Origin of the sequence: Skermanella aerolata KACC 11604 (genome assembly GCF_000936425.1) — a bacterium.
In the GTDB taxonomy this organism is placed as follows: domain Bacteria; phylum Pseudomonadota; class Alphaproteobacteria; order Azospirillales; family Azospirillaceae; genus Skermanella; species Skermanella aerolata.
Window position 1 is genome coordinate 1 of sequence record NZ_AVFK01000078.1, and the last position, 13,571, is coordinate 13,571.

Here is a 13,571-nt window from a genome sequence, read left to right on the forward strand (position 1 = left end):
ATCGGAGCCCGTCAGGGCCAGCGCAGCTACTTCTCGACCCTCTCGGCGCGCTCAGAGCTTGGAACTGCCGGCGCAGCCCCGCGCGACTGGCGGAGCGATCCACCTGCTGGTCGACAGTTCGAGGCTGAAGCTGGGCGGGCCGAGCGAATGGCTGGTCGAGAAGCACGGTACCAGCAGGCGGCGCTCCTGGCGCAAGCTGCACATCGGCTTCGACGCGGTGACCGGCCGGATCGTCGCTTCCATCCTGACCGACCGCGACGTTGATGACGCTTCGCAGGTCGAGCCCCTGCTCGACCGGATCGCAGAGCCGGTGGAGCTCTTCATGGGCGACGGCGGTTACGACAGAACCGGCGTATACACCGCCGTGGACGAGTGCCATCCAGATGCGAAGGTGATCGTTCCACCGCGGGCCGATGCCGTGCTCAGCGAGAACGCCAAGACCGACACTACCCAGCGTGATCGTCACATCCAGTCGATCGCCAAGACAGGGCGGATGGCTTGGCAACGCGACAGCGGCTACAATGAAAGAGCCCGCGTTGAGGGCCAGTTCGCGCGCTGGAAGCAGGTCATCGGTGACGGGCTGCGATTCCACAGCGACGAGGCTAGAGCCACCGAAGTCACCGTCGCCGCCCAGGTCCTCAACCGAATGCTCGGCCGCCCGAACTTCGTTCGCGTCGCCTGATCTACCGCGAGGGCTGGGGGCTCCTTTGCCCCCTTCCTCCTCCGTGCCACACACTAATCCACGAACAAACCTTACGGCATCGCCTCGAACTTCAATTCACTGAGCGCGACGACCTTGTCGGTCCGCGTCATCTTGAACTCGGTGTCGGGACCGAGCCACTTGTTCCAGGCCTGATTGATCTCGCCGGCCGCATCCATGGCGCGCAGCGTCTCGTTGACCTTGGCGAGCAGGGCAGGCTCGTCCTTCTTCATGCCGATCCCGATCGGCTGGAAGACCATCGGCTCTTCGATCATCTTAAGCTCGACGCCCTTGGTCTTCGATTCATTGACGAGTTTCGTGATTGTCATGGTATTTGCGACGATGCCGCGTGCCTTGTTCTGCTGGACCGCCATGAACGCCGATCCGGTATCCTGGAAGGTCAGCGGCTCAGAGCCGTTCATCTTGATCGACATCTCGGACGTGGAGCCTTTGGTGGAGGCAAGGCGCTTGCCCTTGTAATCGGCCTTGGAGGTGGCGGGGTCGCTGGCCTTCACCGCGAGCATTTCCTTAGCCAGGTAATACGGATCGCTGAACTGGATCTGCTCCGCCCGGCCACGGGTATAGGCAAGGTTGGCGATCGTCAGATCGACACGGCCCAGCTTCACTTCCGGTACGCGCGCCTCGACCGAAAGCGGAGTGATCGCGGCGGTGACGCCCCAGTGCTTGGCGATGGCTCGACAGAGATCGACGTCGAACCCGACCATCTCGCGCGTCTGGGTGTCCGGCGCCGCGAAGGGCGGCACGTCGGCGAAGGTGCCGCAGCGCAGCTCCTTGCGCGCCATGATGTCGTCAAGCTGGTCGGCGCCGGCTGATGTGGTCATGACCGCTATCGCGGCCAGCGCGAGGCTGAAAGTCTTCAATGCCATCTCTGATCTCCCTTGAGAAGTTGAACGGCCCGTGGGTCCGTGAGTCCTTGTGTCAGTGCCGCAGGTCCGACAGAAAGCGCTGCGCGCGGGCGTGCTGGGGGTCGCTGAAGAAGGTGCCGGGCTCCGCCGTTTCGAGAATGTGGCCGGCGTCCATGAACCAGACGCGGTCGGCTACTTCGCGCGCGAAGCCCATCTCGTGGGTGACGCACATCATGGTCATGCCCTCGGCGGCAAGGTTGCGCATGACGGCCAGTACCTCTCCGACCATTTCGGGATCGAGCGCGCTGGTCGGTTCGTCGAACAGCATGGCCGGCGGCTCCATGGCGAGCGCTCGGGCAATCGCCACCCGCTGCTGCTGGCCGCCGGAGAGTTGGGCCGGGTAGGCTTTCGCCTTGGACGACAGGCCGACGCGGTCGAGCAGCATCATCGCCTTCTCGCGGGCCATCTCCTGCTTGACGCCGTTGACCTTGACCGGCGAGAGGGTGACGTTCTCGAGTGCCGAGAGATGCGGGAACAGGTTGAAGCTCTGGAACACGAAGCCGACCCGGCTCCGCAGGTGGTTGAGTTCGGAGCCCTTCATCTTGCCATGCACGCTCCGCCCGTCGAAGGTGATCGTCCCGGAATGGATTTCCTCCAGCCGATTGACGGTGCGGATCAGGGTCGATTTGCCGGACCCCGACGGTCCGCAGATCACGACGACCTCGCCGCGCGCGACTTCCGCGTTGATATCGACGAGAGCCCGGTACTCGCCGTAGTTTTTGTTGACGTTCGAGAACTTGATCATGGGCGCCGCTCGTCCAATCGGGGTTTCCTGGGTCATAGCTCGGCCGTCTGCGATTGAGGGTTCAGGGACAGCGGGATGCCGGGCATGCCGGCGCGCTTGCGGGCGATGCGGCGCTCCAGCGTCAATGCTAGCCGCGTCAAGGTCCAGCAGACCAGGAAGTAGATGATCGCCAGAATGAAGAAGACCTGGAAAGGCTGGGTCAACAACTGGTTGTTGATCTGGTTGGCCGCGAAAGTAAGCTCCGGCACGTTGATGACATAGCCGAGCGTCGTTTCCTTGATGGCCGAAACGAACTGGCTGAGGATGCTCGGCATCACGTTGTAGAGCGCCTGCGGCAGGATGACGTAGAGCATGGCGCCGAAATAGCCGTGGCCAAGTGCTCGGGCCGTTTCCATCTGGCCGCGCCCCAGCGCCACGATTCCACCTCTAACGACCTCGCTCAGGAACGCGCCCTCGTAGATCACGAGCGTCACGAGCATCGTCACGAAGCCCGGCACATTGGCGCCGATCAGCAGCGGGACCATGAAGTAGACCCACAGGATCAGCATCAGCAACGGCACGCCGCGCGCCACGTAGACCAGCACCGTAGAGGGCCACAGCAGCAGCGGGTTTTTCGACAGCCGGGCGAATGCGATCAGGATGCTGAGCGGGAAGGCCAGCGCGATGCTCAGAGTGGAGAGGATCAGCGTCGCGGCGAAGCCGCCGAGTGGACCGTTCGGGTACTGGCCGATCAGCAGGAGAAGCCAATTGTCGCGGATGATGTCGATCAGGTCCCACAGCATGGCTCAGCGTGCTCCCGAGATCGATACGCGCCGGTTCAGGACGGCGCCGGCCGCCATGATGGCGAGCGAGCAGACCAGATAGGTGATCGTCGCGATCAAATAGGTCTCGAAGGTCTGGAAACTCTGGTTCTCGACTTCCTTCACCGCGTGGGTGAGTTCCGCGACGCCGATCGCCATCGCCAGACTGCTGTTCTTGAAAAGCGAGACGCTGTGATTGATCAGCGCCGGCAAGGCGTTGCGCACCGCCTGGGGCATCAGGACATGGCGCATGGTCCCGACGAAGCCGTGGCCGAGCGCGCGTGCCGCCTCCATCTGGCCCGCCGGGACGGCGCGGAGTCCTGAGCGTAGATCTTCGCTGAAGTAGGCGGCCTGGCAGAGGCCGAGGGCGATGATCGCGAAGACCGCCTCGCCGTTGTTGTCCGTCAGGAAGATTTGCAGACCGTCGGGCAGCAGGCTCGAAATTCCGAAATACCACAGCATGAGCTGTACCAGCGTCGGGACGTTGCGGTGATAGGCGACATAGGCGCCGACCACCCATTCCGTGATGCGGACCGGCAGGAGCCGGACGACCAGCAGCAGGATCGCGAGGCTCATCGCGAGACACCAGGAGCCGATCGCGACGATAAAGGTCATCCAGAGACCTCCGACCAGCATTTGGCGGAATTCCGGGTTCGAAAGGACTGCGGCGAGATCGAAATCCTGCATGGCCCCGGCCTCAGACGGAGGCTTTGGGCTTGGCGACCCAGTCGAGCGGACGGGCCGTCGACAAACCTCCCATTACCTGAAGGGTCGGAGTGATCTCCATGTGGCCGACATTGACCGCTATGGGGGCCGATACCGCGAAGGCGATGGCGTCGGCGATATCGGCGGCTTCCGGCAGTTCGAACCCGTCGATGAAACGCTCCCGGATCTCCGGGCTGTCGCCGTGGACATGCGCGAAGATGTCGGTCGCGACCCGTCCCGGACAGATCTCGGTCACCCGGACGCGCCGTCCGAAGGCATCGATGCGCAATTGCCGGGACAGCATGCTGACCGCCGCCTTGGTGGCATGGTAGGTCGAGTTGCCGCCGAAGTTATAAGCGCCGGCTATCGATGAGATGTTGACGACGTGGCCCCGGTCCCGCGCCACCATGCCCGGCACGATCAATCGGCAGAGGTGCAGCACGGCGCGCAGGTTGACGTCGATCAGCAGGTCGATGTCGCCGTCCTCCGCGTTGAGGAAGGACTTCGGCCGATCGACGCCCGCGTTGTTGACCAGGATGTCGAACTCGATCTCACCGGCAAGGCGGGCCAGCCCGGCCGTGTCGGTCACATCCATCGCGTGGGCGATGCAGCCGGTCCGCCCGGCCAGTTCGGCCAGCGCTTCGGCGCCACGGGCGACGGCGTGAACCTCCAGCCCTTCGCGGCGAAACCGTTCGACCACGGCTGCGCCTATTCCTGACGAAGCGCCGGTGACGAGGGCAGTTTTGTAATCGGAGAAGGGCATGGGACATCCTGTCTTGGTTAAGAAACGTTAACTTAATGACGCAGACCGGCGCCAAGATGGATTGTCTTTGAAGCGATAAGGCCGTCTTATGGATAATCGCACAGGCGAGGATCGACCTGCGGCTCAGGCCATGAGCCGGGAGACCGGCACGACCCGTCCGCCCGCAGCCTCGATTTCCCCCCGGATGGCCCGTGCCAGCGCCACGGCACCGGGCGTGTCGCCGTGGACCAGGATGCAGTGCGGACGCATTTCCAGCGGTTGCCCGTCATAGGCCAGGACGATGCCGTCGCGGAGCAATCGCCGGACCCGTTCCAGCACCACGGCCTCGTCATGGATGACCGCATCCGGCATTCCTCGCGGCACCAGCAGGCCGGTCGCATCGCAGGCGCGGTCGGCCAGGAATGTCGTCGCGATCCGCAGGCCGTGACGCGCCGCCGCCGTCTCGATGGCGTGGCTGGTCGACGATACGATGATGAGATCGTTGTCCAGCCGTGCCACGGCTTCGACCAGCCGCTCGGCCAGATCGGCATCGGCGGCGGTCATGTTCCCGAGCGCGCCGTGGAAGCTCATATGGGTCATGCGGTGACCGGCGGACCGGGCGATGGCGGCCAGCGCTCCAAGCTGGTAGGTCACCATAGTGGCGAGTTCGTCCGGGTCGATCCGCATGACCCGACGCCCAAAGCCCTGGAGGTCGGGGAACCCGACATGCGCGCCGACATCCACTCCCTTCGCCAGAGCGGTCTTGACCGTCCGTTCCATGATCATGGGATCGCCAGCATGGAAGCCGCAGGCGATATTGGCCGAGGACAGGACGTCGAGCAGGGCCTCGTCGTCGCCCATGCGCCAAGGCCCGAAGCCTTCGCCGAGGTCGGCGTTGAGATCGATCTCCATGGATGAAACTCCTCAAGGCTGTGGTGAAAACCGGAACAGCGTATCGCCGAACCCGACCAGCGTTCCATCGTGTGCCACGATGTCCGAGACGACGCCGTCGCGCGGCGCCGGGACCGGGATCAGCAGCGGTCCGATCTTCAGGAACCCCAGCACCTGCCCAGCCGCCACGCTGTCGCCCGACCGGACCAGAGGCATCTCGTGCAGCGGGTGCACACGCAGGAAGATGCCGAAGCCCGGCGACGGCATCGCAACGGTCTCATCCTCAGAGAGCGGTTCGTCACCAGTCCCGCCCGCCGTGACCTCGGGCTCGCCGCCGCGCCGCAGCCGCAGGTGTCCGGCGGGACCCGTCAGTTCCAGGCAGTCGATGTCGGTTGCCGCGAGCAGGGCCGCGATTTCCGCAACGTGATCGAGCGGGGAGGTCATCGGCCAAGGCTCCGGGTGCGGTAAAGGTCGAGCAGCCGCCGAACTTCGGCCAGCCAGTTGCGGGTCTCATCTCCGGCCGCCAGGGCGCCGTCCCAGTCCGTCTCGATGAAGCGAACGCTGCTGCCGATCGGCGCTTGGCCTAGCCGCCACAAATCGGCTTCGATCACCGTTCCGATCTTCGGATAGCCGCCGGACGGCTGGGCATCGCACATCTGGACGATTGGCTGTCCTCCGTGCGGGACCTGGATGACGCCCGGCACGATGCCATGAGAGCGCATTTCCATCGGCGCCAGCGGTTCCAGGTTCGGTCCGGCCAGCCGGAAGCCGTAGCGGTCGCTCTGCGGCGTAATCTTCCAGGATGCCGACCAGAGCGCATCGCGCGACGCTTGCGTGAAGCAGTCGTATTCCGCGGCCGGCAGGACCCGAACGGCGGCGCAGCCATCGACTTCGAGCGGCATCGCGAGCGCCGGCGGGACAAGGCCGATTTCGAGGGGGCCGGGCGAGCCGGCAATGGAAGGAACAAGCGGAAGCCGGTCCCCCTGCTTCAACGCGCGCCCTTCGAGACCGCCGATCGCCCCCCGAAGCTGCGTGCTGCGCGAGCCAAGTGCTATGGGGACATCGATCCCTCCGGCGACGCAGAGGTAGGCTCTGGCCCCCCGCCACTTGCCGGATACCGGCAGGCCGAGGCGCAGCACGGCGCCGCTCCGGGTCTTGGCCGCCGACCACGGCGGCAGCGGCACACCGTCGAGCGTCGCGGCGCAGTCGGCGCCGGTCAGTGCGAAGGCGCAATCCGCGTCGAACCGTAGTTCAAACGGGAAAACCTGGGCCTCGATCGCGGCAGCACCCTCCTCGTTGCCGAGTAGCAGGTTGCCGCAGACGAGCGCCATCCTGTCCATCGCTCCGGCGGTGCCGACGCCCCAGCGCAGCGCGCCGAATCGGCCGATGTCCTGCACGGTGGCAAGGGCGGTCTGCGAAAGGATCTCGATCATCGGATTATCCCCGCGACCTTGAACACGATGCCGTCTCCCGGCTGGAGCAGGGCAGGGGGATCGAGCGTCACGTCGAAGAAGCGCATCGAAGTGGTCCCGATCGTGTTCCAGCCGCTCGGCCCGTCCGAGGCGGAAACGCCGGTCTGTGCCCCGCCGATCGACACGGCGCCGCCGGGAAGCCGGACGATCGGGACCTTGCGCCGGGGCGTCGCGATGCGCGGGTCCATGCCGCCGAGATAGCAGTAGCCGGGGTGGCTCCCCAACGCGTAGACCGGGTAGACCGGTTCGCTGTGGATGGCGACGATCTCATCAACCGAAAGCTTGGTGTGCGCCACGACATCGGCCATATGCGGGCCGCCGTCGCCGCCGTAGACGACCGGCAGTTCGAAGATGCGGCCGGCGAGCGGCAGGGGTTCCGCCGCCTGCCAAGCCATGGCCAGACGCTCCGTCAGCCCCGACAACCGGCGCGGAGGCTTCGTGAAGCTGACGAGCAGGTTGTTGACGCCCGGCACCGCTTCGCACACCTCCGGCCACGTCTCCGCCTCGCGCGCAAGCGACCAGATCCGCCGCTGCGTCCGAAGGTCGGTCTCGCCGGGCGCCTCGAACAGAAGCGCGCTGGTGCCGAGCAGGCTGACGCGGGGTTCGGCGGCGGTCACGTTCCGTCTCCACGCAACAGGACATTCTCCAGGTAATGGATATCGATGCCGCCAGCCGCAAAGCCCGCGTCGTTGACGATGCGGCGATGCAGCGGCAGGTTGGTTGCGATACCCTCGACCAACATCTCGTCGAGCGCCACGCGCAGGCGCGCCAGGGCCTCCCGGCGCGTGGCGCCATGGACGATCAGCTTGGCGATGAGGGAGTCGTAATAGGGCGGCACGACCGTCCCGGCGCCGACATGGCTGTCGATCCGGACGCCGGGGCCGCCCGGCAATTCCCAGCGCGTGATGCGGCCGGGCGACGGCGCGAAGGTCTCCGGGTTCTCGGCATTGATCCGGCATTCGAAGGCGTGGCCACGGCAGGCGATATCGGCTTGCGTGACTGTCAGCGCTTTGCCCTGTGCGACCCGGATGCCTTCGGCGACGATGTCGACCCCGGCCGTCATCTCGGTCACCGGATGCTCGACCTGGACGCGGGTGTTCATCTCGATGAAGGAGAAAACGGCATCCTCGACCAGGAACTCGAAGGTGCCGACGCCTTGGTAGCCGATCAGCCGGCATGCCTCGGCGCAGCGAGCCCCGACCTCGGCCACCAGCCGTTCCGGCAGATCGGGAGCCGGCGCCTCTTCCAGTACCTTCTGATGACGGCGCTGGAGCGAGCAGTCGCGGCTGCCGAGCCATACGGCGTTGCCGTGCCCGTCGGCCAGTACCTGGATCTCGACATGGCGCGGATGATCGAGGAACTTTTCGGCATAGATCGCCGGATTGCCGAAGGCGCGGCGCGCTTCCTCGCGGGTCAGGGACAGTGCGTCGGCAAGACCGCTCTCCTCGCTGACGATCCGCATGCCGCGCCCGCCGCCGCCTCCCGCCGCCTTCAGGATGACTGGATAGCCGATCTCCGCCGCGATACGCCGGACGGCGTCCGGATCGTCCGGCAGCGCTCCGTCGGGTCCTGGGACGCAGGGCACGCCCGCCTGCCGCATGGCGCGCTTGGCCGCGACCTTGTCGCCCATGGTCCGGATGCAGGCGGCGTTCGGACCGATGAATGTCAGGCCCGCCTCCGCGACCCGCTCGGCGAAGTCGGCGTTCTCCGACAGAAACCCATAGCCCGGATGGACCGCCTGCGCCCCGGTCGCCTCGGCGGCGAGCAGGATGGCGGAGGCATCGAGATAGCTTCTGGCAGCCGGAGCCGGCCCGATGCAGACGGCGATGTCGGCATTGCGGACGTGGACGGCGTCGCGATCCGCTTCCGAATGGACGGCGACCGTGCGGAGACCAAGCGTCCGACAGGCCCGCTGGATGCGGAGCGCTATCTCCCCGCGATTGGCGATGAGAACCGTTTTGAACATCGGCTTAATCGATCCGGATAAGCGGCTGGCCGGCATCGACCTCGTCACCGGGGGCGACCAGCACGTCTGCGACGGTGCCATCGCGCTCGGCTTTCACCTCGTTGAAGACCTTCATGGCCTCGATGACGCAGACGGTGGTTCCCGCCCGAATGGCCTGACCGATCTCCACGAAGGCGGGCTCGCCGGGGGACCGCGACAGATAGACGGTTCCGGCCAGAGGGGCGGAAATCGACGATCCCTCCGGCTTGCCTTGTGGAATTCGAATGGCGCGTTCGACCGGCGGCCGGGCAGCCGGCAAGCGCTTCGGTCCGGATACCGGCGGCGGTTCCGGCCCTTCCCGGCGACGCACGAGGCGCAACGTCCAGCCGTCCTTGCCGACTTCCATCTCGGCGAGATCGGATTGAGCCATTACGTCGATCAGCGATTTGATGTGATTGATGTCCATGAGCCTCACCGGGCTGGCGGGCCAATGATTACTGCCAGCCGATGGAGGAAGACTAACGACAGGGGATCAAGCGTACCAAGACGGTTTGTCTCTATGCCGATAAGGCGCCCTTATGACGGACGCTTGGCCAAGCGCGTGCCGGGACCGCCGAGCAGATTGCCCGGCAACTCGGCGACGAGTTCCAGCAGGATGTCCTTGATCGCCTGCGCCGGTTCCGAGAGCGGCAGGTGATCCGACTGGCAGAGCGCCAGCGGCGCCTCGACCGCCGGCTCGACGATCCGGGACAGCCATGACGACGACGATGCGACGACTTCCCGAGCCATGGATTCCGGCAGGATCGTGGCGCCCAGCCCCTCGGAGATCACCGAGGTCAGCGTGCTTGCGGATTCGATTTCCGCCACGACCCTCGGCACGATCCCGATGCCGGCGCAGGCATCGTCCACCATCTTGCGGACGACGTTGTAGGGGCGGGGCAGATACAGGTCCATCGTCTCGATCAACCGCAATGGTACGGTCTCCGGCGGCGGCAACATGGCGTCGGGACCGACCAGATAGAGCCGTTCGCGCAGCAGGGGCTGGAAGGCCAGCCCATGGACGGTGGTCTTGCCGCCGTAGAGCACGGCCAACTCCATCCGCCCGTTCATGACCAACTCCGACAGGGCAGAGCCGTAGGTCTCGTTCAAGTACAGCACGATGCCCGGATGCCGCGTCCGGGCGGCGCGCAGCAGCGGCAGGGCCAGCCCGGCGGCGGCGGTTCCGGGCGCCAGCCCGACCGAAACAGCTCCTGAAAGGCTGCGTCCGGCCGCGTCCATGTCGGACTGCGCCTGCGCGCATTGGCGGAGGATGAGCTGCGCATGACGGTACAGCACCTTGCCGGCCTCCGTCGGCGTCACGCCGCGCTTGGTCCGCACGAGCAGTTGCTGACGGACCTCCCCTTCCAGCGTCGCGAGCTGCTGGCTCAGCGCCGGCTGGGCGACGTGGAGGATATCGGCCGCCTGAGTCAGGCTGCCGATATCGACGATCTTCACGAAGTACTGGAGGCGCCTCAGGTTCATGACGCGTCTCCCCAATCCATAAGTGGCCGATCCACAAGTGGCCGATCCATAAGAGATCGCTATAAAGGCAGAGCGAAGTCGTCTTAGCCACGGTCCAAAGGCGGGAATATCGTAAGCCCCGCTTCAATAATTCGATTGGATACATCGTGGATTCCATCCGGGTCGCCGAGCGCGTGAGGCGCATCAAGCCATCGCCCAGCACATCCGCGGCTGAGCGTGCCAATCAACTCCGCCGGGAGGGGCGATCGATCGTCAACCTCGTCGTCGGCGAACCGGACTTCGATACGCCGCTGCATATCAGGCAGGCTGCGGGACGCGCCATGGAAGCGGGGGCCACGCGCTATACCTCGCTTGCCGGTACGCTCGAACTCCGCCAGGCCATCGTCGCCAAGCTGGCGCGGGAAAACGGTCTCAGCTTCGATCCCGGCGAGATCATCGCGACGAACGGCGCCAAGAGCGCCATCTACAGCGCGCTCGCCGCCACGCTGGAGCCGGGTGACGAGGTCGTGATCCCCGCACCGTACTGGGTATCCTACCCCGACATGGTGCTCGCCTGCGACGGCGTCCCGGTTCCCGTGAGCTGCCCGGAAGAGCAGGGCTTCAAGCTCACGCCGGCGGATCTAGATGCCGCGATCACGGCCCGGACGCGCTGGCTGATCCTCAATTCGCCGTCCAATCCGACCGGTGCCACCTACACGGCAGCCGAGTATCGCGCCTTGGCCGAAGTGCTCGCCCGCCATCCCAACGTTCTCGTAATGACCGACGACATCTACGAGCACATCCGGTTCGAGGGCGGCACGGCGCCGCATCTCCTCGCGGCGGCGCCCGAGCTTCGCGACCGCACCCTCGCGATCAACGGCGTCTCGAAAACCTACGCGATGACTGGCTGGCGCATCGGCTGGGCCGCCGGCCCGCGAAGCCTCGTCCAAGCGCTCGATACCTTCCTGTCGCAGGCGGCGGGCAATTGCTGCTCGATCAGCCAGGCGGCAGCGGCGGCGGCTCTCACCGGCGACCAGGGCTTCGTCGCCGAGAGCGTCGCTGTCTATCGCGAACGGCGCGACGCCACGGCAGCCGGGATTAACGCGATCCCCGGTCTGTCATGCCGCCTGCCGGAAGGTGCCTTCTACCTTTTCGTCAATTGCGGCGCCCTGATCGGACGGAAGACGCCGAATGGTGGCAGGCTCGCCACGGATGATGATGTCGTCATGTACCTGCTGGAAAGCGTCGGCGTCGCCGTCGTGGCGGGCACCGCCTACGGCCTGTCGCCCTATTTCCGGCTGTCCATCGCGACCTCGATCGAGACGCTTGACGACGGCGTCGCCCGCATCGCCCGCGCAGTCGCGGATCTCACCTGACACGAAAGCGACTATCCAATGACTGGTATCGAGAAAAATCCGTCGGCTCCCCAGGCCGATCCCAAGTTGATCGCGACGGTCAAGGACATCGCGGTGGCGCTGCTGAGCGACCAGCTCCGGCGCAATCGCGGCAGCAAGGGGCTGCTTCCCTACCATCGTCCGGCGCCGCTCGCCGGGACCGCCGTGACGGTCAGGACGCGAGGAGGCGACAACCTTGCGATCCTGCGGGCCTACGACTACTGCCGCCCCGGCGACGTGATGGTCGTCGATGCTGACGGCGATCTCGACAACGCGCTCGTCGGCGGGATCATGACCTTCGCCGCCGCCTCCGCCGGCCTGGCCGGAATGGTGATCGACGGTGCGATCCGCGACGTGGCTGAGATTCGCGAACGTCCCTTCCCGGTCTACGCCCGTGGCGTCACTCACCGGGGTCCCTACAAGGATGGACCCGGAGCGATCAACGTCCCCGTCTCGGTCGGTGGCATGACGGTCATGCCGGGCGACATCGTGGTGGGCGATCAGGATGGGCTGTTGGCCTTCTCGATCGACCAAGCTCCGACCATCATCGAAAAGGCGCTCAGGCAGCGTGACGCCGAGGAATCCACCATGCGGGCCATCCGGGAAGGCAGCTGGGACCGTTCATTCGTCGATGCGCTCGAATCCCGCATCGTGAATTGACGCTGATTTGATGGCGGTGGAATCGAATTTCATGAATTTCAGAGTCTGTTCGCAGACGGGAAGTGCCAGCGGGTGCTGATCGGAATGCTACTTCGAGGAGAAAAGGGCTGCCGCCGCTTTGGCGAACCGCTGCAGGCCGGCATCGGCGGTCTCCTCGCGCCCGGGCCCCATCAGGCCAACAGATCGCCGACGGTCTTCACCGCACTCATCGACCACTCACTCGCGGCGGCCGATCTCCGGAAGGGCCACGACGATCCCACAGCAGTTGGACCGTCTGAAAAACCACCAGGTTTTGTTTTGTGAACATGCCACTTCTATGGCGTCACCCTCAACCATTCCCTCATTTTTCTCATAATGAAATCAAAGGCATAGTGCTCAATGGACACCGCGCTGTTACCGCAATAGCCGCTTTATGGTTGCGGCGCTCGACAGGTTTCCAAGGGCTAGAGCTGTTTCCGATCAGGTTGAATAGGCTACGGCGGTGAAGTGGCGGCTCGATGGATCATGATCCAGAGCCCCTGAGTCAACCTGGTCGGAAACAGCTCTAGGGGACGCAAGCCTCACCCTACCGCGGCGGTGATCGACAGCTGGTCGGTCAAACTACCGAAGCTGGTGGGCCACGCGGTCATGACGGCGGCAAGAAGGTGACGGACCGAAAGCGGCAGGTCCTGGTCGATACCCAGGGCAATCTGCTGAAGACCAGGATCCACCCGGCCAACATCCACGACAAGCCAGGCGGCATGCTCCTGCTTATTTGCCTCCACATCTTGTTTCCCGCCATCGTGCTAGCCTGGGCCGACAGCAGTTATTAAGGTCTAAAAACCTGCATGAAGGAAAAATTTGGATGGATAATAAAAATCGCAAAGAATTGGTGGATTGGTGTCCAGGAGTTCTAGTGTGATTTCGGTCAGCAAACACCAGTTATTCATTCCGGCTTCCACGTTTTAGATAGAAGGTGGGTCATTGAAAGAACCCTTGCTTGGCTCATCATCAATCGATATCTGGCCAAAGACTATGAACGGTTGCCTGAAACAGGGAAGAACCTTGCCATCTATCAGTTTTGAGGCAAGGCTGTTGACGTGAGGAATCGG

At 64.9% G+C, this 13,571-nt stretch carries 16 protein-coding genes and 1 pseudogene; 5 read left to right on the top strand and 12 right to left on the bottom strand.

The window, feature by feature from the left end; all coding sequences use genetic code 11:
* Positions 1 to 682, top strand: a 682-nt coding sequence (locus N826_RS36515) for an IS5 family transposase (RefSeq protein WP_044437331.1), incomplete at its 5' end; no start/stop codon positions are given.
* Between the two features lie 71 nt (positions 683 to 753).
* On the opposite strand, the gene N826_RS36520 is transcribed toward N826_RS36515, so the two are convergent.
* From N826_RS36520 to nac, 12 genes are all read right to left on the bottom strand, one after another.
* Positions 754 to 1,587 (bottom strand): ABC transporter substrate-binding protein, encoded by an 834-nt coding sequence (locus N826_RS36520; RefSeq protein ID WP_044437315.1) that lies wholly within the window; start codon positions 1,585 to 1,587, stop codon positions 754 to 756.
* 52 nt (positions 1,588 to 1,639) lie between these two features.
* On the bottom strand, positions 1,640 to 2,371 hold the full coding sequence (locus N826_RS36525; RefSeq protein ID WP_044437316.1) for an amino acid ABC transporter ATP-binding protein: 732 nt from the start codon (positions 2,369 to 2,371) through the stop codon (positions 1,640 to 1,642).
* A 32-nt stretch (positions 2,372 to 2,403) separates the two neighbouring features.
* Positions 2,404 to 3,153 (bottom strand): amino acid ABC transporter permease, encoded by a 750-nt coding sequence (locus N826_RS36530; RefSeq protein ID WP_044437317.1) that lies wholly within the window; start codon positions 3,151 to 3,153, stop codon positions 2,404 to 2,406.
* 3 nt (positions 3,154 to 3,156) lie between these two features.
* Positions 3,157 to 3,858, bottom strand: a complete 702-nt coding sequence (locus N826_RS36535) for an amino acid ABC transporter permease (RefSeq protein WP_044437318.1) — start codon at positions 3,856 to 3,858, stop codon at positions 3,157 to 3,159.
* 10 nt (positions 3,859 to 3,868) lie between these two features.
* Positions 3,869 to 4,639 (bottom strand): SDR family oxidoreductase, encoded by a 771-nt coding sequence (locus tag N826_RS36540; protein WP_044437319.1) that lies wholly within the window; start codon positions 4,637 to 4,639, stop codon positions 3,869 to 3,871.
* 123 nt (positions 4,640 to 4,762) lie between these two features.
* Positions 4,763 to 5,530, bottom strand: a complete 768-nt coding sequence (locus tag N826_RS36545) for a LamB/YcsF family protein (protein WP_044437320.1) — start codon at positions 5,528 to 5,530, stop codon at positions 4,763 to 4,765.
* 12 nt (positions 5,531 to 5,542) lie between these two features.
* On the bottom strand, positions 5,543 to 5,953 hold the full coding sequence (locus N826_RS36550; protein ID WP_044437321.1) for an acetyl-CoA carboxylase biotin carboxyl carrier protein: 411 nt from the start codon (positions 5,951 to 5,953) through the stop codon (positions 5,543 to 5,545).
* The gene (locus N826_RS36555; RefSeq protein ID WP_044437322.1) at positions 5,950 to 6,942 is read right to left on the bottom strand and encodes a 5-oxoprolinase subunit C family protein; all 993 of its coding nucleotides are present in this window, start codon (positions 6,940 to 6,942) and stop codon (positions 5,950 to 5,952) included. Before N826_RS36555 ends, N826_RS36550 begins: the two co-directional genes overlap by 4 nt.
* Entirely contained in the window at positions 6,939 to 7,598 is a 660-nt protein-coding gene (gene pxpB, locus N826_RS36560) for a 5-oxoprolinase subunit PxpB (protein WP_044437323.1), read from the bottom strand. The genes N826_RS36555 and pxpB overlap by 4 nt, the downstream gene beginning before the upstream one ends.
* Positions 7,595 to 8,947 carry an acetyl-CoA carboxylase biotin carboxylase subunit gene (accC, locus tag N826_RS36565; RefSeq protein ID WP_044437324.1) on the bottom strand — a complete coding sequence of 451 codons (1,353 nt, stop codon included), beginning with the start codon at positions 8,945 to 8,947 and terminating at the stop codon, positions 7,595 to 7,597. Before accC ends, pxpB begins: the two co-directional genes overlap by 4 nt.
* A gap of 4 nt (positions 8,948 to 8,951) precedes the next feature.
* Complete coding sequence (locus N826_RS36570; RefSeq protein ID WP_044437325.1) at positions 8,952 to 9,392, bottom strand: acetyl-CoA carboxylase biotin carboxyl carrier protein; 441 nt, start codon at positions 9,390 to 9,392, stop codon at positions 8,952 to 8,954.
* 110 nt (positions 9,393 to 9,502) lie between these two features.
* A complete protein-coding gene (nac, locus tag N826_RS36575; RefSeq protein WP_044437326.1) occupies positions 9,503 to 10,447 on the bottom strand; it encodes a nitrogen assimilation transcriptional regulator NAC in 945 nt (314 codons plus the stop codon).
* Between the two features lie 146 nt (positions 10,448 to 10,593).
* Between nac and N826_RS36580 the strand changes: the two genes are divergently transcribed.
* The 4 genes and pseudogenes from N826_RS36580 to N826_RS46185 form a co-directional block, all read left to right on the top strand.
* On the top strand, positions 10,594 to 11,802 hold the full coding sequence (locus N826_RS36580; RefSeq protein ID WP_044437327.1) for an aspartate transaminase: 1,209 nt from the start codon (positions 10,594 to 10,596) through the stop codon (positions 11,800 to 11,802).
* A gap of 18 nt (positions 11,803 to 11,820) precedes the next feature.
* Positions 11,821 to 12,480, top strand: a complete 660-nt coding sequence (locus tag N826_RS36585) for an RraA family protein (RefSeq protein WP_044437328.1) — start codon at positions 11,821 to 11,823, stop codon at positions 12,478 to 12,480.
* Positions 12,481 to 12,552: 72 nt separating this feature from the next.
* A complete protein-coding gene (locus N826_RS43885; protein WP_147041252.1) occupies positions 12,553 to 12,783 on the top strand; it encodes a hypothetical protein in 231 nt (76 codons plus the stop codon).
* 246 nt (positions 12,784 to 13,029) lie between these two features.
* Positions 13,030 to 13,544: pseudogene (locus N826_RS46185) on the top strand (transposase); the annotation flags it as partial.
* Between the last annotated feature and the right edge of the window lie 27 nt (positions 13,545 to 13,571).

Bases quoted from the DNA above. Each gene is read 5' to 3' on its own strand.
- nac (WP_044437326.1), bottom strand. From the start codon at position 10,447: ATGAACCTGAGGCGCCTCCAGTACTTCGTGAAGATCGTCGATATCGGC.
- N826_RS36585 (WP_044437328.1), top strand. From the start codon at position 11,821: ATGACTGGTATCGAGAAAAATCCGTCGGCTCCCCAGGCCGATCCCAAG.
- N826_RS36540 (WP_044437319.1), bottom strand. From the start codon at position 4,639: ATGCCCTTCTCCGATTACAAAACTGCCCTCGTCACCGGCGCTTCGTCA.
- N826_RS36545 (WP_044437320.1), bottom strand. From the start codon at position 5,530: ATGGAGATCGATCTCAACGCCGACCTCGGCGAAGGCTTCGGGCCTTGG.
- N826_RS36530 (WP_044437317.1), bottom strand. From the start codon at position 3,153: ATGCTGTGGGACCTGATCGACATCATCCGCGACAATTGGCTTCTCCTG.
- N826_RS36525 (WP_044437316.1), bottom strand. From the start codon at position 2,371: ATGATCAAGTTCTCGAACGTCAACAAAAACTACGGCGAGTACCGGGCT.
- N826_RS36535 (WP_044437318.1), bottom strand. From the start codon at position 3,858: ATGCAGGATTTCGATCTCGCCGCAGTCCTTTCGAACCCGGAATTCCGC.
- N826_RS36550 (WP_044437321.1), bottom strand. From the start codon at position 5,953: ATGACCTCCCCGCTCGATCACGTTGCGGAAATCGCGGCCCTGCTCGCG.
- N826_RS36520 (WP_044437315.1), bottom strand. From the start codon at position 1,587: ATGGCATTGAAGACTTTCAGCCTCGCGCTGGCCGCGATAGCGGTCATG.
- N826_RS36555 (WP_044437322.1), bottom strand. From the start codon at position 6,942: ATGATCGAGATCCTTTCGCAGACCGCCCTTGCCACCGTGCAGGACATC.
- accC (WP_044437324.1), bottom strand. From the start codon at position 8,947: ATGTTCAAAACGGTTCTCATCGCCAATCGCGGGGAGATAGCGCTCCGC.
- N826_RS36570 (WP_044437325.1), bottom strand. From the start codon at position 9,392: ATGGACATCAATCACATCAAATCGCTGATCGACGTAATGGCTCAATCC.